Below are 25,467 nucleotides of genomic sequence, written 5' to 3'. Positions count from 1 at the left end.
CTTCGTCCGCCGCGACTATACTCCGCGCCCTATGCGAAACCTCGCCGCTCTCGCCGTAGGGGCCGCCGCGTTCCTCTCGGCCTTCGCCCAAGCTCCCGTGCAGCACCCCAACATCGTCTACGTGATCGTCGACGACATGGGGTGGAAGGACGTCGGCTACCACGGCTCCGCAATCAAGACGCCGAACATCGACCGCCTCGCGGGCGAAGGGGCACGCCTCGATCAGTTCTATGCGCAGCAGATGTGCACGCCGACGCGCGCCGCGCTCATGACGGGGCGTTACCCGCACCGCTACGGCCTCCAGACGCTCGTGATCCCGTCTTCGGGGACGTACGGCCTTCCCACCGACGAGTGGATCCTGCCGCAGCTCCTGAAGTCGGCCGGGTACGAGACGGCGATCGTCGGCAAGTGGCATCTCGGTCACGCGGACAAGAAGTACTGGCCGCGCCAGCGCGGCTTCGACTACCAATACGGCCCGCTCATCGGCGAGATCGACTACTTCAAGCATACCGCGCACGGGACGCGGGACTGGTTTCGCGACAACCAGCCTTTGGACGAAGAAGGGTATGCCACCGAGCTGATCGGCAACGACGCCGTCAAGGTGATCGAGCGGCACGATCCGAAGACGCCGCTGTTCCTCTACCTTGCCTTCACGGCGCCGCACGCGCCGTACCAAGCGCCGAAGGAGTATCTCGATCGCTACGCGTCCGTCGCGGACCCGTCGGTGCGCGCGTACGACGCGATGATCACGGCGATGGACGATCAGGTCGGCCGCGTACTCGCCGCGCTCGAGAAGAAAAAAATGAGGGAAAACACCGTCGTCGTCTGGCAGAACGACAACGGCGGTCCGCGCTCGGCGAAAGTGACCGGCGAGGTCGATATGTCGCACGCCACGATCCCCTGCGACAACGGGCCGTATCGCGACGGGAAGGGGAGCCTCTACGAGGGCGGCACCCGCGTCCCCGCGGTCGTGAGCTGGCCCGGGCACATCAAGGCCGGCACGGTCGTCGATGGGCCGATCCATGTCGTCGACATGTACCCGACGCTCGGGCGTCTCGCCGGAGCCACGCTCGGCAAGAACAAGCCGCTCGACGGGCTCGACGTCTGGCCGGCGATCGCGGAGGGGAAGCCGTCGCCGCGCACCGAGGTCGTTTACGACGTCGAGCCGTTCCGCGGCGCGGTGCGCCAGGGCGATTGGAAGCTCGTCTGGCAGACGACCCTGCCGTCGAAGGTCGAGTTGTTCGATCTCTCGAAGGATCCGGGTGAGACGACCGACCTCTCCGCGTCCAATCCGGAGAAGGTGGCCGCCCTTCAGAAGCGGCTCGAGGCGCTCGCGAAGGACGGTGTGCCGCCTCTCATCTTGAACGAGGCGGTGGGCACGGTCCGCTCGGTGCTCTTCGGGTCGGTGCTGTTCCCCGAGACGACAGCTACGGTCGAGCAGCCGTAGGGGAATAAGGGGACAGCTTCCGAAACTCTGAAGTTCGAGTCTCGGAAGCTGTCCCCTTATTTCGGGAGACGGGCCTTCGGGATCTTCACCGTCACCGTGTACTCCGGGTCCACGATCTCGGTGATCGGCGCCTTGGCGTTCTGCGAGACGAACTCGTAGGCGTCCATCTCGGAGAGGCCGGTCTTCTCCTGCACCCAGCGCACCATGTCCTTGAAGGCGACGCGCGCCGCGTCTTCGAGCGGGCGCGCGGCGCCGACCGACATCATCCAGTCGGCGTTCTCGATGCGCGGCCACGGCGTGTCTCTCTTCTTGATGAGGTCGACGGTGATCTCGACGTTCATCGCGCCTTCGATCGCGGTGCCCATGATCTCGCCGTCGCCCATCGCATAGTGGCCGTCGCCGAACGAGAGGAGTCCGCCGGGAACGCGCACGCCGAGGTAGACCGTGTTGCCGGCGCGCACTTCGGGGCAATCCATGTTGCCGCCGAAGGAATCGGGGACGATCGTCGAGCGGACCTCGCCGTAGGCGGGGGAGACGCCGAGGCAGCCGAGGAACGGGGCGAGCGGAACTTCCCACGACAGCTTGCCGTCTTGCGAGCGCGTGCGCGCGACCCCCTTCGCGCGATCGACCGTGTAGAACCACACCGTCTCCGGTAGCTCGGGTCCGAGCATCGCGGTCCGGTCGGACCCCTTGAGCGCGCCGAAGCCGGCGAAGGCGACCGAGAGGCCGTAGTCCCGCGCCGGCTCGAGCTTCTCGATCTTGATCGCGAGCGTGTCGCCCGGCTCGGCGCCGTCGACATAAAACGGGCCGGTCTGCGGGTTGTCGTGGCCCGGCACCAGCACCTCGCTCGGCTTCTGCCCGGGCTTCGTAAGCGCCCCGTCGAAGCAGTCCTCGCTCCACGAGAGGATGCGCGTTCCCGGCTTGATGTGGTGCGTCGGCGCCGCGCCGCCGAAGGTGTATTTCAGCTCCTCGTGCTTCGGGACGTAGCGGAGGACCTCGGCGGCCAGGAGCACGGCGATCATTCGGTCTTCTCCTTCTCCTTCTCCTTCTGCTTCTCTCTCTCCGTCCACCATCCGCCGCCGAGCGCCTGGAAGAGCGCGGCGGAATCCGCGTAGCGCGCGGCGTCGGCCTCGGCACGCGCGAGGACCGCCTCGCGGTGCTGACGCTGGGCGTCGAGGAGGGAGATGTAGCTCACGCCGCCCACGTCGTAGCGCTGCGAGGTGATCGTGAGCGCCTCGTCGGCGAGCTTCGCCGCATCGGCTCTCTCTTCGAGCGCGGTGCCGTCGTGCTCGAGCGCGCTCAGCGTGTCGGCGACGTCCTGAAGTCCTGTGAGCACCGTCTCGCGGTAAGCGGCGCCCGCCTGGTCGAATGCCGCCACCGCGCCGCGCTTCTCCGCCTTGAGCTGGCCGCCGTGGAAGATCGGCTGCAGGAGCGAGGCGCCGATGAAGTAGAAGCCGGTCCCGCTCGAGAGGAGATCGCCGAGCGCGGTTGCGAGCGAGCCGGCGGTCGCCGAGAGCGTGATCTGCGGGTAGAAGTTCGCCGTCGCGACGCCGACCCGCGCGCTCGCCTCGTGGAGGAGCGCTTCCGCCGCGCGGATATCCGGTCGTTGGCGCGCCAGCTCCGAGGGGAGGGAGAGCGGCAGCTCGACGGGGAGCTTGAGATCGGCGAGGCGGAGCGCGGGAAGCTCCGTCTCGCCCGGTGCCTTGCCGAGATAGATCGCAAGCCGGTGAAGGGCCTTGTCACGCTGGTCGCGGAGCGGGGGAAGCGTCGCGCGCGTGCGTGCGAGGTCGCCGGACTGGCTCACGACCTCGAGGTGCGGGACGCCGCCGAGCGACTCGAGCTTCTGCGCGACCTCGAGCCGCTTGCCTTGCACGTCGACGATCGCCTGCGTCAGCTCGATCTGGTCGGTGAGGGCCGCGATGCGGATCGCCGCGGTGACGACGTTTCCCGCGAGCATGAGACGCGCGCCTTCGAGCTGGAAGGTCTGGTACTCGGCCCGCGCCGACAGCGCCTCGAGCTCGCGCCGCGTCTTGCCGAAGAGGTCGAGCGTGTACTTCACGCTCACCGAGGCGTCGTAGAGGGTGAGCGGCGTGTCGAAGGGAAGTGCGGGAGCGCCGAGCGACTTCGCATTCACGTCGACGGAGTTCACGGCGCCGCGCGCATCGATCTGTGGATAGCGGGCGCTGCGCTTGCCGGCGACGTCTTCCTGCGCCTTCCGGAGCGCGGCCTGCGCCCCCTCGAGCTTCGGGTTCTTCTCGAGCGCTTCCCGCACGAGCGCGTCGAGCGCGGGCGATTCGAAGAGGGTCCACCACGCGGCCGGGACGTCGCGCCCGGGGCCGGCCGGCTCGGACGCGGATTCGCTGCGGTACCGGGTGACGGTCGGCGGCTCGGGCGCCTTGTAGTCGGGCCCCACGGTGCACGCGACGAGCAAGAGACAACAACCGGCGGCGATGGCGCGGCGCATCAATCGAGGGTCTTCCGGTAGAAGCGCAGCGCGATCCCCATGACCGCGACGATGAAGACGAGCAGAGGCCAGAGGTTCGGCCACAGGTCGATCCAGCCGTTCCCCTTGAGGAGGATGCCGCGGATCAGCCGGTTGAAGTAGGTCAAGGGGAGGAGGCTGCCGATGCCGCGCGCCCACGGCGGCATCCCCTGGAACGGGAACATGAAGCCGGAGAGCAGGATCGACGGCAGGAAGTAGAAGAAGGTCATCTGCATCGCCTGGAGCTGGTTCCTTGCGAGCGACGAGAGGGTGATCCCGACCGTGAGGTTCGCGGCGACGTAGACGAGCGCCACGACGTAGACGGCGGCGAGGCTTCCGACGATCGGCACGCCGAAGATCCACCGCGCCGCGGTGAGGACGATCGAGATCTGGACCAGGCCGATCAGGACGTACGGGACGATCTTCCCGACCATGACCTCGAGGGGCCGCACGGGCGTGGCGAGGAGGTTCTCCATCGTGCCGCGCTCGCGCTCGCGCGTCATCGCGAGCCCGGTCATCATGACCATCGTCATCGCGAGGATGACGCCCATCAACCCCGGAACGATGTTTCGCTGCGTCAGCCCTTCCGGGTTGTAGAGCTTGTGCACGCGCACGTCGAAGGCGGGCGCCGTCGCCCCGGCGAGCGGCGCGAGGGGGCCGACGAGGTCGCGCTTCGCGACCGCGAGCACGAGCTCACGCACGGACGCGACGGCAAGACCGGTTGCCGACGGATCGGTCGCGTCGGCCTCGAGGAGGAGGGCGGGCCTGTCGCCCCGCAGGAGATCGTGCGTGAAGCCGGCGGGGATGTTGAGAACGAACTGAACCTCGCCGCGGGCGAGCGCGTCCCTTCCCGCCGCCTCGTCGGGCAGCTCGCGGACGAAATCGAAGTAGCCGGTCGTCTTCATCGCCGCGAGGTAGCTGCGCGTGAACTCGCTCCGGTCGGCCTGGATGACGGCGGTCCTGAGGTGCTTCGGATCGGTGTTGATCGCGTACCCGAAGAGCATGAGCTGCACGATCGGGATGCCGATGATCATCCCGAAGGTGAGCCGGTCGCGCCGGAGCTGGAGGAACTCCTTGCGCATGATGCTCGAGAGTCGCATGAACGACCAACGCCTCATGCCGCGCTCCCGTAGTTGTCCTGCGACCGCGACATGAGATGGATGAAGACGTCTTCCAGGCCGACCTCGCTGCGCTCGATACGGAACCCGCCGTTCGCCGTCTCGCGGCGCAGGGTCGCCTCGAGCGCCGCGGCGTCGCGCCCCGTCACGTGCAGCTCGGCGCCGAAGACGGCGGTCTGCTCGACTCCCGGTTTCCCCTGGAGCGTCGCGGAGAGCGCCGCGAGGTCGCCGCCGGTCACCGTCCACGTCGTCAGGTTCTCGGCGGCGACGATCTCGGCGGCGCTGCCCTGAGCCATGAGGACGCCGTACGAGATGTAGGCGAGCTTGTGGCAGCGCTCGGCCTCGTCCATGTAGTGCGTGCTCACGAGAACCGAGATCCCGCCCGCGGCGAGGCGGTGCAGCTCGTCCCAGAAATCGCGCCGCGCCTTCGGGTCGACGCCGGCGGTCGGCTCGTCGAGGAGCAGCAGCTCCGGCTCGTGGAGCATGCACGCCGCAAGCGCGAGCCGCTGCTTCCAGCCGCCCGAGAGCGCTCCCGCGAGCTGGGAGGCGCGCGAGGCGAGCCCGAGATCCTCGAGCGCCTTCGCCACCTTGGCCTTGCGATCGCGCATCTCGTAGACGCGCGCGACGAAGTCGAGGTTCTCGCGGATCGAGAGGTCCTCCCAGAACGAGAAGCGCTGCGTCATGTACCCGACGTGACGCTTGATCTGGTCGCTCTCCTTCAGGATGTCGAAGCCGAGGCACGTGCCGGTGCCCGAGTCGGGGGTGAGCAGGCCGCACATCATGCGGATCGTCGTCGTCTTGCCGCTGCCGTTCGGGCCGAGGAAGCCGAAGATCTCGCCGCGGCGCACCTGCATCGAGACGTCGCGCACGACGTGCTTGTCGCCGAACGTCTTGTTGAGCCCCCGGACGTCGATCGCGAGCGCGGGGGCGTCGCTCACGGCAGCGCGACCTGGACCGGCTGGCCGGGACGGAGATTCGCCTTGCGCGGATCCGACGGACGCGCCTCGATCATGAAGACCATCTTCGAGCGGGTCTCGTTGCTGTAGATGACCGGCGGCGTGTACTCCGGCTCCGCGGAGACGTAGCTCACCGCGGCGTCGATCGGCGACGCGCAGCCGTCACAGCGGACGGTGAGCTTCTGCCCGGCGGCGAACCGCGCGACGAGGGTCTCCGGCACGAAGAAGCGGACCTTGACGTTCTCCGGCGGGAGCATCCGCACGACGGGGCTCCCCGCGGGCACCCACTCACCCTCGCGGAACAGCGTATCGAAGACGAGTCCGGGCTTCGTGGCCGCGAGGCGCTTCTGATCGAGCTTCCACTTCGCCTGGTCGAGCTCCGCCTGCGCCGCCGCGACCTCCGAGCTCTGCGCCTGGATCTGCTCAGGGCGCGCGGCGAGGCGCGCCACCTGGAGCTGCTCCTGAAGCTCGCGGACCCTCGCGGCATCGGTGTCGTGCGCGGCCTGTGTCGCCTCGAGATCCTTCCGCGCGATCCCGCCCGCCTGGAGCTGCGCCGTGTCGCGCGCGAGCGCCGCCTCCGACTGCGCGGCCTTCGCCTGCGCCTGCTCGAGCTGCGCCTCCGTCACCGCGAGCTCGGGCGCGCGCTTGCCGGTGCCGAGATCGGCGAGCTTCGCCCGCGCGGCATGGAGGTTCTGCTCGGCCTGCGCCACCGCGGCCGCTTCTTGCACCGACTCGAGCGTGAAGAGCGGCGCTCCGGCCTCGACGTTCTGTCCCTTCGTCACGTCGAGCTTCTCGAGACGCCCGCCGACCGGCGAGCCGACGTAGACGAACTCGCCCTCGGCGTATCCCTGGAACGACGACGGCTCGCGATGCGTGCACGCGGTGAGCGCGAGAGCCGTCGCGAGAAGGACCGGTGCTCTCATCTTGCCGCCTTCATCTTCGCCGCCAATTCATCGTTGAACCCCAGGACGACGGCGAGCCGGCCGACCTCGCCGTTCAGCTCGTTCTCGCCCCGGATCAGGAGGAGCTGCCGTCCGTCGGGGAAGAGGTTCGCCGTCTGGACGTTCGGCTTCGCGCCCTCGAAGAGGAGCTTGGGCGCTCCGGCGACGATCGACGGCGTGGTCGTGAGCGGCAGATCGAAGAATCGTCCGTCCGCATCGCGTAAACGGACCCCGCGCCCGTCCGGGTACCAAACGAACTGATCTGCGCCGCCTCTCGTCACGCGCACCGGCGTCCCGACCGCTCCGCCCGCGCCGAACGTGGCCACGTACAACTCCTTCCGGCCCGACTCGTCGGAGATCCAGCCGAGGAACCGCCCATCCGGGGAGAGACCCGCAAAGCTCTCGTCGGCGGGACCGCTCACGATCGCCTTCGGCTGGGAGAGGGGAGCACCGGGCGCGGGGATCGGGACGTAGTAGATGTCTCCCTTCTGATCGACGCCTTGCTGCGTGAGGACGAACCCCGCGCCGTCGCGCGTGACTCCGCCGATGATCGTCTGATTGTTCGCGTTGGGTGGAAGGGGGGCGATGCGGCGCGGCTCCGCCGTGCCGTCGAGATCCTTGACGTAGAAGCCGTCGTCGGCGTCGCGCCCGCGCCGGCCGAAGCAGACGGTGTGACCGTCCCACGCGATCACCGGCGTGAAGATGTCGGCTTGCGGGTACGCCTGGACACGGCGAAGGCCGCCCTCGTCGACACGGCCCGTGAACATCTCGTCGATCCCATGCCCGTTGGTGATCGTCGCGATGAAGCGGCCGCCGCCGCTGGGATCGGCGCGCACCGACTGATAGGCGTGGGGCTCGTCGATGATCGGCGTCACACGGCCGGCGGCGTCGATGACGCCGAGGTGCCTCGTCTCCGCCGTCCTGCCGCCCGGCTCGTAGATCAGCACGCCGTTGTCCGACAGGCCGAACTGTGCGGGGATGAAGGCGTACTGGGTCTGGATGCCGTTCGCGATCGGAACCGGCGCTCCCGTCAGCTTCAGACTCTTGGCATCGAACGGCACCGCGAGCAGTGTGTCGCCGCGGCTGAAGACGATGTGCCCGGTGGGCGAGTATCGCGGGAACCCAGCGTCGTCGAGGAGGTAGGTGACTTTGTGGCTCCGCAGATCGAGCACGCCGACCCGGTAATACCAACCCTTCTCGCCGTACGCGATCGCGTGGAGGAGGATCGCCTCGTCACCGGGGAGCGCCATGCCGACGAGCGTGATCGGGCCGGTCTCGCCGGCGCGATCGATCTTGACCGGCGCTTCGAGCTTGCCGCTCGCAGCGTCGAATCGATCCAGCTCGCTGCTGTCCCGGAGCGCGAGAAAACCGCCGCTCCGAAGATCGCCGAACGCGCTCCATCTCGGGTTGAACGGAACCTCGGTGAGCGGTGGTCGCTGTCCGTCGAGGGAGAAGAGGACGATGTTGAGCTGCGAGGAGCCGACCGTCGCAGGGACCGCGGCGGTCAGCGATCGGCCGTCCGCCGTGAAGCCGAAGCCGACGACTCCCTCCGTTCCCGGCACCGCCGAGAACGATCCGCTGCCGAGCCCGCGCACGTAGACCCGGGCCGGTTGGTCCGGCTCGCCCGGCGCGACGCGCGGCTTGCCGATCGCCCCGATCGTCGAGCCGGCCGCGTTGACGGCGTAGTAGGCGACCTTGACGTCCTTCGGGAACTCGAGATCGAGGCGGACGGTGCCCCCCGCGGCCGCCGGCTTCCTCGGGATCGCGAAGGCGCCGACGACGCCGCCGACGACGAGGCACGCGATCATGGCGGGGATCGCCCATCGCGATCGCGCCGGCGCCGTCACCTCGGCGGCCGGAGGAACGCGAACGCGTCCCGACGCCGTACGATCGGCGAGAACCTCGTCCAGCTCGAGCCGCGCGTCGCCGATGTCGCGGAGGCGCCGCTTCGGATCCTTCTCGAGGCATCGCTCGAGAAGATGACGAACCTTCGCAGGCGTGCTCGCGGGGAGCGCGCTCCAATCGGCGTCCTTGGCGAGGACCGCGGCGAGCGTGTCGGAGACGGTCTCGCCGTCGAACGGGCGCTTGCCCGAGAGCATCTCGAAGAGCACGCACCCGAACGCCCAGATGTCGGCGCGCTTGTCGACGCCCTTGCCCCGCGCCTGCTCGGGTGCCATGTACGCCGCCGTTCCGAGGATCACGCCGGCGACGGTGCCGAGCGACGTGATCGTCGGCGACATGCCCGCGCCGGAGTCCGACGTGGTCGCGCTCTCGAGCGCCTTCGCGAGCCCGAAGTCCAGCACCTTGACCTTGCCGTCGGGCGTGATGCGGACGTTCGCGGGCTTCAGGTCGCGATGAACGATGCCCTGCTCGTGCGCCGCCTCGAGCGCCTCGGCGATCTGCCGCGCGATGTCGGCCACTTCGCTCGAGGGAAGCGGGCCGCGCTTCAGGATCTCGGCGAGGTCCTCGCCGGCGACCATCTCCATCGCGAGGAAGCCGGTCCCGTTCTCCTCGTGAAGTCCGAAGATCCCGGCGATGTTGGGATGGCTCAGGGACGCGAGCACCTTCGCCTCACGTTCGAAGCGGGCGAGGCGCTCCGGATCGGCGGCGAACGCCGGGGGCAACACTTTGATGGCGACGTCGCGGCCGAGCTTCGTGTCGCGCGCGCGGTAAACCTCGCCCATCCCGCCGGCACCGAGAGGGGCGACGATCTCGTAGAGGCCGAGGCGGGATCCGGAAGAGAGCGGCATGGCGCGCGATTCTACGCCTGCACGATCACGAGACTGAACTTCGGCGGGACAAAAAGGGGCGCTGGTCGAATGCCCGGCCCGGACTTATTCTCGGTGGGTACTCGCAGGAGGGACCATGACGCTCATCAAGAGAAGGATGCTCGGGGCACTGGCCGCTTCGATCCTCGTCGCGACGGCGGCTTCCGCGGCGCTGTCGGACGGGAGCGGATCGACGACGTCGACCCATCGCGCGCCGGCGGCGAAGGCCACCGCGAAGCCGGCGCCGAAGGCCGCCGCGAAATCGGCGACGCAGAAGCAGCCGATCACGATCAGCATCACGAGTCACATCACCCACGGCAACCTCGTCGTCATCCTGGACGACGTCCCCGTCTTCAACGAAGAGTTCAAGAAACCGCCGTTCCTGATCTCGCAGACGACGACCTGGGATCCGATCCAGGTCTCGCCCGGGAAGCACAAGCTCACCGCGAAGGTCTATTCGACGAAGGGCAAGACCTACCTCTCCGGCGTGTATGACCTCGAGGTCTCGCACACGAAGGGGATCGAGCTCCGCGTCAAGATGAGCGGCGACAAGCTCACCGTCGAGCCCGCTTCGTAGTCTTTTTTCGTCCCCCCACAATATCGGTCCTCCCCATCCGTCTTCCTCGGTGAAGACAGCGATGAGGAGGACCGTATGAACCCCCGAAAACGCAAGCTGATCTGGATCGCGCCGCTCGCGCTCCTCGGGATCGCGGCGTTCGTCTTCATCGGCGGCGAGCTGGTGAAGGTGCTCTGGAACTGGCTGCTCCCGCCTCTCCTGGGGTGGCCGATGCTCGGCTTCTGGCAGGCGCTCGGCTTGCTCGTCCTCGCGCGGATCCTGTTCGGAGGACTCCGCTCGGGCGGCGGCCGCCGTCGCTACCGCCCGGTTCCCGAACCGCACTCCGAGCTACTCTGACCCCATGGACCGGCGGATCGAGGAGGCTGCTCTCCGCGAGCGCTCGCGCCTCGGCCGCTTCATCCGCCGGCGCGTCGCCGATCCGAGCGACGCCGAGGACATCCTGCAGGACGTGTTCGCGCAGCTCCTCGAGGCGAACCGCCTGCTGATGCCGATCGAGCACGTCACCGGCTGGCTGTTCCAGGTGGCGCGCAACCGGATCGTCGATCTCTTCCGCAGGCCGCACGAGGAGAGCGCGAGCGATTTCGAAGACCTCTTGCCGTCCTCCGGCGGAGGGCCGGACGAGCGGTACTTGCGATCGCTCGTCCTCGAGGAGCTCGAGCACGCGCTCGCGGATCTTCCCGCGGAGCAACGCGACGCGTTCGTCGCGCACGAGATCGACGGCGAAAGCTTCAAGGACATGTCGAAGAGAACCGGCGTCGCCGTGAACACGCTCCTATCGCGCAAGCACACCGCCGTGCTCTTTCTCCGCGAGCGTTTGCAAGAGCTCTACGACGAGTTGAAGAAAGCATGAGGGACGATCGATGACACCGAAATTGAAGAAGATCCTCTGGATCGCACCGTTCGCAATCCTGGCCCTCGCGGGCTGCATCGTCCTCGGCGGCGCGAGCGTGATGTGGTTGTGGAACGTCTTTCTTCCCGACCTCTTTCACGTCCCGCGCATCGGCTTCTGGCAAGGGCTCGGGCTCCTGGCACTCGCGCGCATTCTGTTCGGCGGCCTCGGCGTCCGCACGAACGCCGGCTCTCGCATGCGCCAACGCATGGAGGAGAACCGGTGGACGAGGATGACCGACGAGGAGCGCGAGCGTCTGCGTCTACGCATGCGCGAGCGTCGGGGAATGTAAATGGGGACAAAGGGGACAGTAACCAAGTTTTTCTTACGCGCGGACTGCGCGCGTAAGAAAAACTTGGTTACTGTCCCCTTTGTCCCCATTCACGCGTCGACGAGCTTGCGCCAACCGTCGAGGCCGCCTTCGAGCGGACGCACGCGCTTGATGCCCTTGGCTCGCAGCAAGAGCGCCACACGGGCGCTCGAGGCTTCGCTGGGTCACGTACAGAACAGGATCACGTCGCGGTCGCGGGGGATCTTTCCGTGGTCGCGGACGAGATCGTCGGCGGCGATGCGCATGGCCCCGGGGATCGATTGCGGGGACTCTTCGAACTCACGCGACGACCGCAGGTCGACGACGACGATCTCCTCTCCGGCGTCGAGCATCTCCTTCAGCTCCTCGGGGCGGATCCGTCCGACGCGGATCGAGCGGAGGAATCGCTGCCGGCTCCACCACTTGAAGGCGAGATAGACCGCCAGGACGATGATCGTGAGCTGGAGCCAGTCGCCGGCGCGCGACACCGCCGTCAGGATCGCCTCGAGCTGCCGGCTGAAGACGAAGCCGGCCAGGAGCGATGTTCCCGCCCACAGCACGGCGCCGGCGGTGTTGAACAGGAGGAAGCGGGAGAACGGCATCCTCACGATCCCCGCGAGCGGCGGGGCCACCGTCGAGAGCCCGGGGACGAACTTCGCGACGAGAAGTGTGGCGGCGCCGCGACGCTCGAAGACGTCTTCGGTCCGGCGCACACACGAGTCGGGCTCGAGGGAGATCCGGCAGATGAAGCGCATGATGCCGGCACCGCGGCGACGTCCGATCGCGTACCAGAGCACGTCCGCCAGGAGCGACGCCGTCACGGCGATCGTGAGCGGCAGCCACAGCCACTCGCCCGACGTGCGGGAGATCGCACCCGCGGCGAGGAGCGCGGGAAATGCGGGGATCGGCGCGCCGAGCTGCTCGGCGAGCACCCAGAGGAACAGGAGGAGAGGGCCGTTCCGGGGCATGGGGACATGACTCTAGCAGCACGGCGCACTTAGAATTCGCCGTCGATGGGGGCACCCCGCCGGCTCGCCGTAGCGTTCTTCTTCGGCCTCGCGCTCGCCGCGCGCGCGGCGGAGCCGTCCGATGACCGGCCCTGGTTCCACCTCGGGCCCCTGCGCATCCGAGATCTCACGCCCTTCGGCATCTTGAGGATGGACTTCCTCCCGGCGCACGCCGTCAGCGCGACGCCCGGGACATGGGCGCTCGAGCTGAATGTCAGCTACCAGAACACGTATGTGCTGAGCGAGAACGTCGCCGACTACCTGCGCGCGAAGGGCGCGGGCCACCGCGTGCGCTACGACGCCTCCGACGTCGCCGCGATCCTCGCGCTGCCGGGCGAGGCCTACATCGTCGACGGCGAGCTCGGTGTCATGGACTTCAACATTCACCACCGGTTCACCCGGCACTGGGGCGGCTACCTCACGATTCCCGCGCTCACGTTCCAGGGCGGCTTCCTCGACGGGACGATCGAGGGCTTCCACGACCTGGTCGGCGTCGGCCAAGAGGATCGCGACCTCGTCGCGAGGAACCAGTTCTTCGTGGTCAGCAAGACCAAGAGCGGGACCCTGGTGTTCACGTCGCCTCCCTCGAACGGGCTGGCCGATCCGGTGCTCGGCGCGCGTTACTCGGTCGTCGCCGAGCCCGAGCGGTGGAACGTCATCGTGGAGACGGCGGTGAAGCCGGTGCTGCGCGAGGCGAAGCCGTACCTCTCGAGCGGCCAGACCGACTACGGCGTCCAGGTCTCGGGTCAGTGGTTCTTGCGGCGGCAGGCGCTCTACGTCAGCGGCAGCGCGGTGCGATTCGGAGGCGTCCGCCTCGAGGGCGTCGACCACGAAAACCTCTGGGTCCCCACCGTCACCGGCGCGTGGGAGTTCGGTCTCGGCCGTGGCGTCAATGGGATCGTCCAGCTCTATTCGAGCCCGAGCGTCGTAAGGAACACCGATCTCGGCGAGCTCAAGGCGACGAAGTACCTGACCTCCCTCGGGATCCAGGGGCTCGTCAAGACGTGGGTCTGGCGGCTCGCCCTGACCGAGAACCTGCTGACGTTCGAGAACACGGCGGATATCGCGGCGACCCTCAGCGTCGCCAAGATCTTCCCGGCGAAAAAACGCTAGACTTCACCGATGCTCCGATCGAATCGGCTGCTTTGCGCCCTCCTCGTGACGGCGTGCTTGTCGCCCGCGTTCGCGGTCCCGAGCGAGCTGATCTTCGACCGGTTCGGCGAGGAGCGCGGATTCCCGTCGGAGACGATCACCGCGCTCTACCGCGATCACGCCGGCTTCCTGTGGGTCGGCTCGCGTGAAGGCCTCGCCGTCTGGGACGGCTACTCGGTGCGCGTCTACGAGCACGAGGTCGGGAACGCGGATTCGCTCCCCGACAATTCGATACGGACGATCTACGAGGATCGAAGCAACGAGCTCTGGGTCGGGACGAACTCCGGCGGCCTCGCGCGTCTGGATCGCACGACCGGTCGCTTCGAGCGTTTCCGCAACGATCCGAAGGATCCGAAAAGCCTGAGCCACGACAGCGTCTACGCGATCGCCGAGGACGCGGACGGCGCGCTCTGGGTCGGCACGCAGAATGGATTGAATCGCTTCGACGCGAAGACGCGAGCATTCGAGCGCGTGGAGGGCGTCCCGAACGAGTACGTCTATGCGCTGAAGCTCGACCGGTCGAAGCGCATGTGGCTGGCGATGGTGGGCGGCGGGTTCGCATGGCTCGACCCGAAGACGCGCCGCGTCACGCGCCTTCCGGTCGCCGACGAGCGCGACGACAACGCCTTCGCGATCGCCGAGGATCCTTCGGGCGGGATCTGGTTTGGCACCGAGCGTCATCTCTACCGTTTCGACCCCGCGACGGGATCGGCGCGAAGCGTCGCCGCGCCCGAGCTCGCCCCCGGCGACGACTTTCCGATCGTCACCGCGATCGCATGCGACGCCCACGGCACGTTGTGGATCTCCACGTGGAACCGCGGCCTCATCGCCTTCGACACCACGACGGGCGCGAGCCACGGTTATCGAAACGACCCGCAGCGCGAGGACAGCCTCGGCGCCGACCGGCTGGCGGCGGTGGTGGCGGACGCCTCGGGAGACGTCTGGATCGGAACATGGGGGCGCGGCCTCGCAAGATTCTCGGCGACCGGGGATCTCTTCCACGTCACGCTCGAGCCCAAGCTTCCCTACCGTGAGATCACCGCCCTCGACGAGGACAAGAGCGGCACGCTCTGGGTCGGCACGTGGGGGAAGGGCCTTTTCCGGCTGGGCCGAAACGGCGATTTCTCCGGCATCGCGCCGCCCGACGACCCCCCGCTCGCTCTGAGGACGGTGCTCAGCCTCGCCGAACAGGCCGACGGCACGATGTGGGCGGCGTCGATGGCGTCGCTCACGCGCATCGACCCGGTTCGCGGAACCGCAACGGCGATTCCGGTCCCCAGCACGGGCTACAGGAACGCCGTCGCCGTCGATCGCGCCGGGACGCTTTGGGTCGGCACCGGGGGGAGCGGTCTCTTCCGCCTCGAGCGCGACGGCCGCTCGTTCACACGCTTCCACGCCGATTCCGCCGATCCCTCGAGCCTGAGCGACGACTTCGTGACCAGTGTCCTCGTCGGATCGAACGGAGCGTTGTGGATCGGAACGCGCTCCGGCGGCTTGAACGTCTTCGATCCGAAGACGGGGAAAGCCGTGCGCCTTCTCCCGTCGACGACCGATCAGGCGACGATCGGCCACCAGCACATCTCGCAGGTCCTGGAATCGAGGAGCGGAGTCGTCTGGGCGGGAACCAACGGCGGCGGGCTCGCGCGGATCACGGGGAAGACCGGCGGCGGCTTCGACGTGAAGCGGATCACGACCGACGACGGACTGGTCAACCAGAACGTGACGTCGCTCGTCGAGGACGACGACGGCACGATATGGATCGGCACGCGCCACGGGCTCTCCCGGTACGACCCCGCGTCCGGGCGCTTCCATAACTACGGTCTCGCCGACGGGCTACCCGGCGTCGAATTCAACCCGGGGGCGGCCCGTCACGGACGTGACGTGCTCTGGCTCGGCACTTCGGGAGGGCTCCTCGCGATCCGCCCGGGCTCGCCGTTCGTCGATCCGCCGGTGGCGCCGACGGTGGTCACCGACATCCGCACCCTCAAGGGCCCCATGCGCCTCCCCGCGGCGGCGTGGGAGACCAGGAGCATCGACGTCGCCTACGGCACGCCGCTCTCGTTCAGCTTCGCGGTCCTCGACTTCCGCACCCCGCATCACTTCGCCTACCGACTCGAAGGACGGAGCGACGCGTGGACGGACCTCCCCGGACAGACGATCGCGCTCACCGACCTTCCGCCGGGCGGCTACACGATGAGTGTGCGCGGCCGGAGCGCGCGCGGCGCGTGGAGCGAGACGCCGCCGCTCGCGATTCACGTGACGCCGCCGTACTGGATGACGTGGTGGTTCCGTCTCGCCGCGGGAGCAGGCCTCATCGGCATCGTGTCCACGGTCTATGCCACCCGGACGGCAAGGCTGAAACAGAGGAACCGCGAGCTCGAGACGCTCCAGCTCGCCCGCGAGCAGGCGCTCCTCGAGGCGCGGCAGAGCCAGGCCGAGCTTCACGGGACGTACGATCGCCTGCGTGGGCTGACGCGACGCCTCGAGGACGCCAAGGAAGAGGAGAAGCGGCGTATCGCGCGCGAGCTGCACGACGACATGGGCCAGGTGCTGAGCGCGATCAAGATCAACCTCAAGGCGCTCGGCCGCCTCCCCGACGCCTCGCCCGAGCGGGGCGCGCGGCTCACGGACTCGATCGGTCTCGTCGACGACATGATCGGCAACGTGCGCGAGATCGTGCTCGACCTCAGGCCTCCGATGCTCGACGAGCTGGGGCTCATCGTCGCGCTGCGCGGCTACGCCGAGGGGCAGTCCGTCAGGACCGGAGCGGCGATCGAAGTCGAGGCGAACTTCGACGCCGAGCGCCTCAAACCCGAGACCGCGATCGCCGCCTTCCGGATCGTCCAGGAGGCGGTGCACAACGCGGTCCGGCACGGCGAGGGGCGGCACATCACCGTGTCGGTGCGCGTCGACTCAAGCCGTCTGCTCCTGAGCGTCCGTGACGACGGGCGCGGATTCGACGTCGCCGAGGCGCTCCAGCGTGCGGCGACCGGCCGGCACCTCGGCTTGAGCGGCATGCGCGAGCGCGTCGAGGCGCTGGGCGGGCGGCTCGAGCTGGATTCTTCCATCGGGCAGGGAGCGGAGATCCGGGCGAGCGTACCATTGACCTCCGAGGAGGCCGGCTCATGAAGGTCCTGTTGGCGGACGACCACGCCGTCGTGCGGAAGGGGATCCACGCCGTCCTCACCTCGCTGCCCGGCGTCGAGGTGGTCGCCGAGACCGCCGACGGCCGCGAGGCGCTCGCGCTCATCGAGCGCCTCCGCCCGGACCTCGCGGTGCTCGACATCACGATGCCCGGCCTGAACGGTCTCGAGGTCGCGACGCGCAGCGCGCAGGCGTCGCCGCGCACGAAGATCCTCATCCTCTCGATGCACGCCGGCGAGGCGTACGTCGCGCAGGCCCTCCGCGCCGGTGTCGCGGGCTACCTCTTGAAGGATGCCGCCGACGACGAGCTGCCCCTCGCCATCAAGGCGGTCGGCCGCGGCGACGTCTACCTGAGCCCGAAGATCTCGCGCCAGGTCGTCGAGCGCTACGTCCAGTCGGGGTCCGCGCAGCCCGACCCGCTCGCCGGCTTGACGACACGCCAGCGCGAGATCCTCCAGCTCGTCGCGGAAGGGAAGTCGTCGAAGGAGATCGCGGCGCTCCTCGATCTCTCGGTGAAGACCGTCGAGTCGCATCGCAGCCAGATCATGGATCGCGTCGGCGTCCACGATCTGACCGGCCTCGTGCGCTTCGCGATTCGCGTCGGGCTCGTCTCTTCGGAGTCCTGAGGGGACAGCTTCCGAAACTCCCCCAAAAAAAGACCTTCCGCCTCGTCTCGAAATTCGGCGGCCGTCCGCTTCGTCCCAGGGTTCTTCTTTCGCGATCCGGGGGTTCTCCCTCGTGCGAGGGAAGGCTTCACTTCGTACCCTCTCTCCGGCACTGAAGGAACGACTTCGGTCGTTATTTCTGCTGCCCCCCGAGCAGGCCGGGCGGTCTCCACAAGAGGCCGTCCGGCCGTTTTTTTGATTGCGGCCGCTGATGTAGTCTCTCGCCACGATGACCGCGTTGACGGCGCCTCTCCTGGCGGCGGCGCTCGCCGCGCCCGGCTTGAGCTACCGGGTCTTCACGACCGACAACGGCCTCCCGCAGAACTCCGTCTACGCGATCGACCAGACCCCCGACGGCTACCTCTGGATCGCGACACGGGACGGTCTCGTGCGCTTCGACGGCCATCGCATGACCGTCGTCAATCACGCCGAGGTTCCGGAGATCCTCTCCAATCGGATCTTGGCGCTCCGCGTCGATCGCGAGGGGAGCCTCTGGATCGGCACGGAGGACGGCGGCGTCACGCGGATGACACATGGCGAGTTCCGCACGTTCGGCGTCGCGGACGGACTGCCGGATGCGGCCGTCGGCGGCATCCAGCAGGACGCGGAAGGACGGATCTGGGTCTCGACAATGCGCGGCCTCGCCGTGTTCGACGGCGTCCGCTTCGTGAGAACGCAGGAGGTCACGGCGCGGCCCGGCGAAAAGACGGAGCTCTACTGGGTCGCGTTCGTTCGCGATACGGGCGTGCGGTTCCTCGAGCCGGACGGAAAGCTCGCGGACTACGTCTGGCCGGAGGGCCACAGGCCGATCGCCCAGTTCTTGGACCCGCGCGGGGCGCTCTGGAGCCGCACGACGGCGCACACGCTGCTGAAATCGGAGCACGGCCGCACGACCGAGCTGGCGGCTCCCGTCGCACCGGGTCCGCCGTCGACGAACTTGCGGTATGCGGCGACCGAAGGGAAGGACGGGAGGACGTGGCTGCTGCTCGACGGCCGGCTGAGCGTGCTGGAGAACGGCTCATGGCGGACCTTCGGCCCCGATCTGCCTGCCGCCGCCACGAACCCGATCGCGATGATCGAGGATGCCGAGGGCTCCCTCTGGATCGGCGGTGAGAGCGGTCTCGTCCAGGCGTTCCCGACGCCGGTCAGGACGGTTGCTCCCGAGGCGCCGGGGGATGAGCACAACTTCTATCCGATCGCCGAGGACCGCACAGGCGCGGTCTGGGCGGGAAGTCAGAACATGGCGTTCCGCGTCGACGGCGACCGCTTCACACGGAGCGCAACGTTCTTCACCGCGGTCCGGCCGGAGGCCGACGGCTCCGTGCTCGTGGGCGACAATGACGGGGTCCGGCGCGAGCGATCGGACGGACGCGTGGAGACGGTCTACCGCCTGCCGGGGACGGTCCTCGACATCCTCCACGACCGCCGCGGCACGGTCTGGGCCGGAACGTCCGAAGGCCTCGTCCGGATCGATCCGTCGGGCGCGATCCGGCGTTTCGGGGTTGCCGACGGACTTGCGGGAGCGCGCGTCGGTGCGCTGATCGAGCGCGCGTCGGGCGCGATCTGGGCGGGGTGCTACGGGGGGCTCAGCCGGATCGACGGCGACCGCGTCACGACGTGGAAGATCAAGGACGGCCTCTCGAGCGAGACGATCCGAGCGCTCTACGAGGACGAGCGCGGCGTCCTCTGGATCGGAACCTACGACGGAGGGCTCACGCGATTCGCGGACGGGAAGCTGGTCGTGATCCGCAAGCGCGACGGCCTCTTCGACGACGGCGCCTTCGCGATCGTGGACGACCGGACGGGGCGGCTGTGGATGAGCTGCAATCGCGGAATCTACGCCGTCGCCAGGGCGGAGCTCGACGCGTTTGCCGAGGGTCGTGCAAGGTCGGTCACGTCTCTCGCCTTCGGGCGCATGGACGGCATGGCGAGCGCCGAGTGCAACGGCGGCTATCAGCCTGCGGGGTTCCGGAAGAGCGACGGCACGCTGTGGTTCGCCACGCAGCAGGGGATCGCGATCGTCGATCCGCGTCTCGTCGGCGAGAACACCGTTGCGCCGAACGTCGCGATCGAGGAGATCGCGAGCGAGCGCCGGGCGCACGACGTCGCGCGGGAGGCGACGCTCGATCCGTCGGAGAGCCGGCTCGAGGTGCGCTTCACCGCGACGACCTTCGTGCGGCCGGAGCAGGCGCGGTTTCGCTACCGGATGGAGGGGCTCGACGACGAGTGGGAGGATGCGGGGACGGCGCGGTTCGCCCGCTACTCGCATCTCCCCCCGGGACACTACGTCTTCCACGTCGCCGCCGCGAACGCCGACGGCGTCTGGAACGAGAAGGGCGCGTCGGTCGCGATCCGCGTGACGCCGGCGTGGTGGCAGACCGTGTGGTTCCGCGGCGGAACGGTGGTGCTCGGGCTCGGCCTCGTGGGCCTCGGCGTTCGCTCGCGCTTCGAGCGCCTGAAGCGCCGCCGCGAGGAGCAAGACCTCTTCTCGCGCCAGCTCATCGCATCGCAGGAAGCCGAGCGCAAGCGGATCGCCGGCGAGCTTCACGACGGCATCGGCCAGACGCTCGTCGTGATCCGCAACCGTGCCCAGATGGGACTTCGGGACGGGACGACCTCCGACGACGCGCGCCGCCAGATGGAGGAGATCGTCGAAGCGACCGGCGATGGCATCGAGGAGGTCCGCAAGGTCGCGTACAACCTCCGTCCGTATCAGCTCGACCGGCTTGGTCTGACGCGCGCGATCGAGGCTCTCGTCGAGCAGACGGCGGAGTCGTCGGGCATGACGATCGCCTCTCACCTCGATCCCCTGGACGGCCTGTTCGCCGAGGGCGACGAGATCGGCGTCTACCGAATCGTGCAGGAAGCGCTGAGCAACATGCTCCGGCACGCCCACGCGACGCGGGCGGGCGTCACCGCAAAGGCCGGAGAGGGCCGTGTCGAGATCACCGTCGAGGACGACGGACGCGGCTTCGATCCCGCGAGCCTTCCGGCGGACCGGCCGGGGATGGGCCTCGCCGGGATCGCGGAGCGTGCGAGAATTCTCGGGGGACGTCACACGGTGCAGTCGTTGCCGGGGCGGGGGACGAAGATCGTCGTCTCGCTTCCCACGCGGGGTGGCAGCGCATGATCGAGAAGGTGCGCATCATCGTCGCCGACGATCACGCGGTCGTGCGCAAGGGCGTGCGCGACATCCTTACGGAGGTCCCCGGGTTCACTGTCGTCGCCGAATGCGCCGACGGCGACGCCGTGCTGCGGGCGATCGCAGAGATCGCCGCCGACGTCGTCGTTCTCGACGTCGACATGCCCGGGAAGGACGGCTTCGCGGTGCTGCGCGCCCTCAAGGACACGACGCCGAGGCCGGAGTTCGTGCTCATGACGATGCATGGCCGGGAAGACTTGCTGCGCGGCGCCTTCGATCTCGGCGCGAAGGGTTACGTCGCCAAGGGTGGCTCGCTTCTCGACGTGATCGACGCGATCCGCGCGGTGCGCGCCGGCCAGCCGTACATCAGCTCGTCGCTCTCCGCGAGCCTGCTGACGAAGAAGGCCGATCCCGTCTCGCTCGACGCGCTCACCCCCGCGGAGCGCCGCGTGCTGCGCCTCATCGCCGACTTCAAGAGCAGCAAGGAGATCGCGGACGAGCTGGGAATCCACTACCGCACGGTCGAGAACCACCGCACCGCGATTGCCGGCAAGCTCGGCCTCACGGGGAGCCACGCGCTCGTCCGCTTCGCCGCCCTCCACCGCGACCGCCTGATCTAGCCTCGCTTTTCGCGTCCGTGTGGTTCCACACGTGTGGAACTCCTGCGTCAACCTCCATGGACCCGGGAGGTCCGTCCCCGTAATCCTTTCGCCATGATGATGACCGAGCTGCTCCGCCTCCTCGTCGTGGACGACAACGCGCGTGTCCGGCGGACGATCCGCGAGGTCCTCTCGCCTCTGAGCCCGGTCATCGAGGAGTGCGAGGACGGCGACGAGGTCATCGCCGCGTTCGAGGCATTCGCGCCCGATTTCGTGCTCATGGATCTCCGGATGGCGCGGATGGACGGGATCGCCGCGGCGATCTCCCTGCGCGCGGCCCACCCGAAGGCGCGAATCATCGCGGTCAGCGACCACGATCACGACGACGTCAAACGCGCGGCGCGCGAGGCCGGCATGGAGGCGTTCGTCGCGAAGCGGGACCTCTTGCAGCTCGGACGTTTGCTCGAGGCGAGGCAGGGGAGGCATGAGCCATGAGAACGATCCTGGCATCGACCCTGGTGGTGATCGTCAACTTCGCAGCCTCCTCTTGCCTGCAGCCGGGCGGCGGGACCTCCTACAGCGACACACGCCCCAACCCCGCCCCCGGCCAGGCCTTTTGGTACCTCGCGCGCGCACGCAACAGCTGCGCGACCGCGACATTCGGGACCGCGCGGGAAGACGCGACGATGGCGACATGTCCGTGATTCGCGTGGGGGAATTGTCATGAAGCAGCATCCGATGACGGCGGCTCTGGTCGGTCTCGTGCTCTCGTTGTCCGCGTTCGCGGCTCAGGAAGCGACGGAGCCGAAGGTGTTGCTCGGGGCGAAGGTCCAGCCGGCGATCCACTTCGATACGTCGCCTCCGCTCTGGCTCATCCCGCCTGCCGCGCCCTCGCCGTTCGACAACGTTGGACCCGAGATCGAGAAGGAACTGGACTCCGAGAGCGCCATCACGCCCTGGGAATCGGAAGCGTCGACGATGACACAGGCGCCGTCTCCCCGAGCCGCGGCTCCGCTCCTAACGAACTGGCTCGGCCTCGGCTACGGGTTTCCGGGGGGCAGCGTGACCTACGGCCTGCCGCCGGACACGGCCGGGGACGTCGGGCCGAGTCACTACGTTCAAATCGTCAATGCCGCGTTCGCGATCTTCGACAAAGCCACCGGCAACACCGTCTTCGGCCCAGTGGCTACGAACACGCTCTGGAGCGGCTTCGGCGGAGGTTGCGAGATCAACAACATCGGCGAAGGGACCGTACTGTACGACCAGATCTCCGATCGCTGGGTGCTCTCCCAGATCGCCGCCCCCAACCTTCTCTGCGTCGCCGTCTCCCAGGGCTCGAATCCGACCGGCGCCTGGAATCGTTACGCGTTCTCGTATCCGAATACGTTCCCTGGCTTTCCCAAGCTCGCCGTGTGGCCGGACGGCTACTACGTGGGGCTGGACACCAGCCCGACGAGCGTCTGCGCCATGGACCGGGCCAAGATGCTCGCGGGACTTGCCGCGACCCAGCAGTGCTTCAATTTGCCGAACGACGGCATCCCGCTCCCCTCCGATCTCGACGGGCGTCTTCTCCCACCGCCGGGGTCTCCCAACTACATTCTTCAGCTCTCATTGCCCAACGCCGACACGCTCAACTTCTTCAGGTTCCACGTCGACTGGACGGCGCCGGGAAGCAGCACGTTGACCGGCCCCACTGCGCTGCCGTTCCTCGACCTTCGTCCCACGGCGCTGGATCTCGTCGCGCAACCGGGAACCACACAGTGTTTGTCGACGCTCGGCTCCTGGCTGATGTACCGGCTCGCTTATCGCAATTTCGGCGACCACGAATCCCTCGTGGCGAACCGCAGCGTCCGGGTTCCGACTTGGTTCGATAACGCCCAGATCGATTGGTTCGAGATCCGATCCCCCGCGACGACTCCCGTCATGTACCAGGAGGGGATCTTCGGGACGGACGACGCCAATCGCTTCTTCGGAAGCGCCGCCATGGACCAGGCGGGAAACCTGGCGGCGGGCTACAGCCTCTCGAGCCCAGACGTCTACCCGTCGATCCGTTACACCGGCCGCCTGGCCGACGATCCGCTGGGTCAGATGACACAGGGTGAGGGGACGATCGTCGACGGTACCGGCTCGCAGACGAACTCCAACCGCTGGGGCGATTACAGCATGTTGACGGTCGACCCATCCGACGACTGCACCTTCTGGTACACGACGGAGTACACCACCGTCACCGGTCAGCCGTGGAGCACGCGTATCGCCTCGTTCAAGCTTCCGGGCTGCCCGCCGCCTCTGCGCGCACGATCGGCGGGACCCGCGTGCGCCGGCGGCTCGATCCACCTCTCCGTCACCGGACCCGTGGGCGCCACGTTCGCGTGGACGGGACCGAACGGCTTCACGTCGTCGCTCGCCAACCCGGCGATTGCGGCGACCGCCGCGAACGCAGGGATCTACAACGTCTCGTGCACGGCGTTCGGCTCTCCGTGCGGGTCGGAGTCGGTGTCGGTCGTGGTCGTCGGGAACGGCGGAGCGTGCGACGACGGCAACGCGTGCACCCGGGTCGACACCTGCCAAGCGGGAGCGTGCGTGGGCGGGAGCCCGGTCGACTGCGCGGCGTTCGGGTGCGCCGCCGGCGCCTGCGACCCGGCGACGGGACGATGCGAAGAGATCGCTCACGACGGCCTGACGTGCAACGACGGCAACGCGTGCGTGACCGGCGACAGCTGCCAGGACGGCCTCTGCGTGTCGGTGCCGTCCATGAGCGGCGCAACCTCGGGCTACGCGCCGTCGGTCGCGTTCCTTGCCTCCGCCGATCTCAACTTCGACGGCGTTCCCGATCTCCTCACCACGGGTGACCAGCTCGTGTGGACCCACCTCGGACTGGGTGATGGGACCTTCTACACGCTGGGGTACCTCGTCGGGCTCGACGCCTCTCCGGTCGGCGTCGCGATCCTCGACCCGGCCCTACCGGGACAGACGCTGGTGGCGGTGGCCTATCACGACAGCAATCTCGTGGAGCTCTTCTTCGGCGACCTCAACTATGGGTTCACTCCGATGGGAACGGTCTACGCGGGGAGCGGCCCGGTCGCCGTGGCCACCGGCGATTTCAACCAGGACGGCTGGACCGATCTCGCCGTCGCCGACGCGACGGGGAATGCCGTGACGGTTCTTCTCAGGACTCCCTTCGCGCCGTCTCTCTCCGTGCTCGGCACGTGGAGCGCCGACGACACGCCGACGGGTGTCGCGGTGGGGGACTTGAACCTCGATGGCCGGCCCGACATCGTCGTGTCGAACGGCGGCTCGGGTGACGTCACGGTCCTGTTGAACGACGGAGCAGGAGGATTCGCGCCGGGGATGGGCTCGCCGCTCGGCGCGGGACGATCGCCTTCCGGCCTCGCGATCGGCGACTTCGACGGGGACGGGATGCTCGACGTCGCAGCGGCGAACGAGCTCTCGTCCGACGTCTCGGTTTGGCTCAATAGAGGCTCTTCGGGATTCGTGCGGGCGGCGGGCACTCCGGTCGCGCTCACGTCGATCCCGAAGTCGATCGTGGCCACCGACCTAAACCGCGACGGGAAGAGCGATCTCGCCGTGCTGAGCAACTCCGATGGAGAGGTCGACGGGTTGATCGGGGACGGCACCGGCAAGTTCGCGGCGCCGTTCGCTCTTTCGAGCTTCGTCGGCAACGACCCGCGAGGACTGATCGCGGCCGACCTGAATCTCGACGGCAACCCCGACCTCGTCGTCGGCCTGCACGCCGACGGGGCGGTGCACACCTTCATGGACGCCGCTCCGCTCGCCCCGAATGGGACCGCCTGTCAGGACGCCGACCCCTGTTTCACCGGCGACACCTGTTCCGCAGGCACGTGTGTCGGCGGAACCACGCCGCTCGACCAGGACGGCGACGGGCGCACTCCGCTCGGCTGCCCCAACGGCAGCGATTGCAACGACAACGATCCCAACGTGTGGAATGCACCGCGTGAGATGCGACGGCTCGTCGCGAGCGGCAAGGCGACGACGACCGTCTCGTGGGACCCGCAGTCGGGGATCGGCACGGCGGCGTACGACCTCGTCTCCGGCTCGCTCACGAAGCCGGTCAACTTCGCAGCGTCGATCTGCCTGCAGTCCGGGGGCGGGACCTCCTATGCCGACACACGCCCCAACCCCGCCCCCGGACAGGCGTACTGGTACCTGTCCCGCGGACGCAACAGCTGCGGCACCGGGACGTGGGGATCGGCTCAGGAAGACGCGACGATGGCGACCTGTCCGTGACGAG

General features: G+C 68.4%; 20 protein-coding genes. 13 read left to right on the top strand and 7 right to left on the bottom strand.

The features are described 5' to 3' along the window. Positions 1–31: 31 nt before the first annotated feature. Positions 32–1,447 carry an arylsulfatase gene (locus VFV19_07645; protein ID HEX4824172.1) on the top strand — a complete coding sequence of 472 codons (1,416 nt, stop codon included), beginning with the start codon at positions 32–34 and terminating at the stop codon, positions 1,445–1,447. Positions 1,448–1,503: 56 nt separating this feature from the next. On the opposite strand, the gene VFV19_07640 is transcribed toward VFV19_07645, so the two are convergent. From VFV19_07640 to VFV19_07615, 6 genes are read right to left on the bottom strand one after another with little or no spacing between them, the layout of a single operon-like run. After that, on the bottom strand, positions 1,504–2,469 hold the full coding sequence (locus VFV19_07640; protein ID HEX4824171.1) for an acetamidase/formamidase family protein: 966 nt from the start codon (positions 2,467–2,469) through the stop codon (positions 1,504–1,506). Continuing rightward, positions 2,466–3,911 (bottom strand): efflux transporter outer membrane subunit, encoded by a 1,446-nt coding sequence (locus tag VFV19_07635; GenBank protein ID HEX4824170.1) that lies wholly within the window; start codon positions 3,909–3,911, stop codon positions 2,466–2,468. Before VFV19_07635 ends, VFV19_07640 begins: the two co-directional genes overlap by 4 nt. After that, positions 3,911–5,047, bottom strand: coding sequence for an ABC transporter permease (locus tag VFV19_07630; GenBank protein HEX4824169.1), 1,137 nt, complete (start codon positions 5,045–5,047; stop codon positions 3,911–3,913). Before VFV19_07630 ends, VFV19_07635 begins: the two co-directional genes overlap by 1 nt. After that, positions 5,044–5,985, bottom strand: coding sequence for an ABC transporter ATP-binding protein (locus VFV19_07625; protein HEX4824168.1), 942 nt, complete (start codon positions 5,983–5,985; stop codon positions 5,044–5,046). The genes VFV19_07630 and VFV19_07625 overlap by 4 nt, the downstream gene beginning before the upstream one ends. After that, positions 5,982–6,926, bottom strand: a complete 945-nt coding sequence (locus tag VFV19_07620) for an HlyD family efflux transporter periplasmic adaptor subunit (GenBank protein ID HEX4824167.1) — start codon at positions 6,924–6,926, stop codon at positions 5,982–5,984. Before VFV19_07620 ends, VFV19_07625 begins: the two co-directional genes overlap by 4 nt. Continuing rightward, positions 6,923–9,694: a protein kinase gene (locus VFV19_07615; protein ID HEX4824166.1), complete on the bottom strand. Its 2,772-nt coding sequence runs from the start codon at positions 9,692–9,694 to the stop codon at positions 6,923–6,925. Before VFV19_07615 ends, VFV19_07620 begins: the two co-directional genes overlap by 4 nt. A 115-nt stretch (positions 9,695–9,809) precedes the next feature. Between VFV19_07615 and VFV19_07610 the strand changes: the two genes are divergently transcribed. From VFV19_07610 to VFV19_07595, 4 genes are all read left to right on the top strand, one after another. Continuing rightward, entirely contained in the window at positions 9,810–10,289 is a 480-nt protein-coding gene (locus VFV19_07610) for a hypothetical protein (GenBank protein HEX4824165.1), read from the top strand. A 75-nt stretch (positions 10,290–10,364) separates the two neighbouring features. Beyond that, the gene (locus tag VFV19_07605) at positions 10,365–10,625 is read left to right on the top strand and encodes a hypothetical protein (GenBank protein ID HEX4824164.1); all 261 of its coding nucleotides are present in this window, start codon (positions 10,365–10,367) and stop codon (positions 10,623–10,625) included. Positions 10,626–10,629: 4 nt separating this feature from the next. Further along, positions 10,630–11,139, top strand: a complete 510-nt coding sequence (locus tag VFV19_07600; protein HEX4824163.1) for a sigma-70 family RNA polymerase sigma factor — start codon at positions 10,630–10,632, stop codon at positions 11,137–11,139. Between the two features lie 10 nt (positions 11,140–11,149). After that, the gene (locus tag VFV19_07595) at positions 11,150–11,470 is read left to right on the top strand and encodes a hypothetical protein (protein ID HEX4824162.1); all 321 of its coding nucleotides are present in this window, start codon (positions 11,150–11,152) and stop codon (positions 11,468–11,470) included. 203 nt (positions 11,471–11,673) lie between these two features. Here the strand turns inward: VFV19_07595 and VFV19_07590 are convergent, their stop codons facing one another. Then, positions 11,674–12,456, bottom strand: a complete 783-nt coding sequence (locus VFV19_07590; GenBank protein ID HEX4824161.1) for a VTT domain-containing protein — start codon at positions 12,454–12,456, stop codon at positions 11,674–11,676. A gap of 45 nt (positions 12,457–12,501) precedes the next feature. Here VFV19_07590 and VFV19_07585 point away from each other — a divergent pair, with 45 nt between their 5' ends. The 8 genes from VFV19_07585 to VFV19_07550 all read left to right on the top strand — a co-directional run bounded on the left by VFV19_07585 (position 12,502) and on the right by VFV19_07550 (position 25,463). Beyond that, entirely contained in the window at positions 12,502–13,608 is a 1,107-nt protein-coding gene (locus VFV19_07585; GenBank protein HEX4824160.1) for a DUF3187 family protein, read from the top strand. 9 nt (positions 13,609–13,617) lie between these two features. Then, positions 13,618–16,776, top strand: a complete 3,159-nt coding sequence (locus VFV19_07580; GenBank protein ID HEX4824159.1) for a two-component regulator propeller domain-containing protein — start codon at positions 13,618–13,620, stop codon at positions 16,774–16,776. Next, positions 16,773–17,417 carry a response regulator transcription factor gene (locus tag VFV19_07575; protein HEX4824158.1) on the top strand — a complete coding sequence of 215 codons (645 nt, stop codon included), beginning with the start codon at positions 16,773–16,775 and terminating at the stop codon, positions 17,415–17,417. The genes VFV19_07580 and VFV19_07575 overlap by 4 nt, the downstream gene beginning before the upstream one ends. Positions 17,418–17,685: 268 nt before the next feature. Then, positions 17,686–20,586 (top strand): two-component regulator propeller domain-containing protein, encoded by a 2,901-nt coding sequence (locus VFV19_07570; GenBank protein ID HEX4824157.1) that lies wholly within the window; start codon positions 17,686–17,688, stop codon positions 20,584–20,586. After that, a complete protein-coding gene (locus VFV19_07565) occupies positions 20,583–21,218 on the top strand; it encodes a response regulator transcription factor (GenBank protein ID HEX4824156.1) in 636 nt (211 codons plus the stop codon). The genes VFV19_07570 and VFV19_07565 overlap by 4 nt, the downstream gene beginning before the upstream one ends. 93 nt (positions 21,219–21,311) lie before the next feature. Next, positions 21,312–21,692 (top strand): response regulator, encoded by a 381-nt coding sequence (locus VFV19_07560; GenBank protein ID HEX4824155.1) that lies wholly within the window; start codon positions 21,312–21,314, stop codon positions 21,690–21,692. Further along, positions 21,689–21,901, top strand: a complete 213-nt coding sequence (locus VFV19_07555; protein HEX4824154.1) for a hypothetical protein — start codon at positions 21,689–21,691, stop codon at positions 21,899–21,901. Before VFV19_07560 ends, VFV19_07555 begins: the two co-directional genes overlap by 4 nt. 19 nt (positions 21,902–21,920) lie before the next feature. After that, a complete protein-coding gene (locus VFV19_07550) occupies positions 21,921–25,463 on the top strand; it encodes a VCBS repeat-containing protein (GenBank protein HEX4824153.1) in 3,543 nt (1,180 codons plus the stop codon). Positions 25,464–25,467 lie beyond the last annotated feature (4 nt).

The sequence above is a fragment of the Candidatus Polarisedimenticolaceae bacterium genome (genome assembly GCA_036275915.1).
Taxonomy (GTDB): domain Bacteria; phylum Acidobacteriota; class Polarisedimenticolia; order Polarisedimenticolales; family DASRJG01; genus DASRJG01.
Note: the sequence above shows the minus strand (reverse complement) of the source record. Positions and strands in the feature narration are given on the sequence as shown.

Bases quoted from the DNA above. Each gene is read 5' to 3' on its own strand.
- VFV19_07560 (HEX4824155.1), top strand. From the start codon at position 21,312: ATGATGATGACCGAGCTGCTCCGCCTCCTCGTCGTGGACGACAACGCG.
- VFV19_07620 (HEX4824167.1), bottom strand. From the start codon at position 6,926: ATGAGAGCACCGGTCCTTCTCGCGACGGCTCTCGCGCTCACCGCGTGC.
- VFV19_07565 (HEX4824156.1), top strand. From the start codon at position 20,583: ATGATCGAGAAGGTGCGCATCATCGTCGCCGACGATCACGCGGTCGTG.
- VFV19_07555 (HEX4824154.1), top strand. From the start codon at position 21,689: ATGAGAACGATCCTGGCATCGACCCTGGTGGTGATCGTCAACTTCGCA.
- VFV19_07550 (HEX4824153.1), top strand. From the start codon at position 21,921: ATGAAGCAGCATCCGATGACGGCGGCTCTGGTCGGTCTCGTGCTCTCG.
- VFV19_07595 (HEX4824162.1), top strand. From the start codon at position 11,150: ATGACACCGAAATTGAAGAAGATCCTCTGGATCGCACCGTTCGCAATC.
- VFV19_07640 (HEX4824171.1), bottom strand. From the start codon at position 2,469: ATGATCGCCGTGCTCCTGGCCGCCGAGGTCCTCCGCTACGTCCCGAAG.
- VFV19_07585 (HEX4824160.1), top strand. From the start codon at position 12,502: ATGGGGGCACCCCGCCGGCTCGCCGTAGCGTTCTTCTTCGGCCTCGCG.
- VFV19_07610 (HEX4824165.1), top strand. From the start codon at position 9,810: ATGACGCTCATCAAGAGAAGGATGCTCGGGGCACTGGCCGCTTCGATC.
- VFV19_07615 (HEX4824166.1), bottom strand. From the start codon at position 9,694: ATGCCGCTCTCTTCCGGATCCCGCCTCGGCCTCTACGAGATCGTCGCC.
- VFV19_07645 (HEX4824172.1), top strand. From the start codon at position 32: ATGCGAAACCTCGCCGCTCTCGCCGTAGGGGCCGCCGCGTTCCTCTCG.
- VFV19_07630 (HEX4824169.1), bottom strand. From the start codon at position 5,047: ATGAGGCGTTGGTCGTTCATGCGACTCTCGAGCATCATGCGCAAGGAG.
- VFV19_07575 (HEX4824158.1), top strand. From the start codon at position 16,773: ATGAAGGTCCTGTTGGCGGACGACCACGCCGTCGTGCGGAAGGGGATC.
- VFV19_07605 (HEX4824164.1), top strand. From the start codon at position 10,365: ATGAACCCCCGAAAACGCAAGCTGATCTGGATCGCGCCGCTCGCGCTC.
- VFV19_07635 (HEX4824170.1), bottom strand. From the start codon at position 3,911: ATGCGCCGCGCCATCGCCGCCGGTTGTTGTCTCTTGCTCGTCGCGTGC.
- VFV19_07600 (HEX4824163.1), top strand. From the start codon at position 10,630: ATGGACCGGCGGATCGAGGAGGCTGCTCTCCGCGAGCGCTCGCGCCTC.
- VFV19_07590 (HEX4824161.1), bottom strand. From the start codon at position 12,456: ATGCCCCGGAACGGCCCTCTCCTCCTGTTCCTCTGGGTGCTCGCCGAG.
- VFV19_07570 (HEX4824157.1), top strand. From the start codon at position 17,686: ATGACCGCGTTGACGGCGCCTCTCCTGGCGGCGGCGCTCGCCGCGCCC.
- VFV19_07580 (HEX4824159.1), top strand. From the start codon at position 13,618: ATGCTCCGATCGAATCGGCTGCTTTGCGCCCTCCTCGTGACGGCGTGC.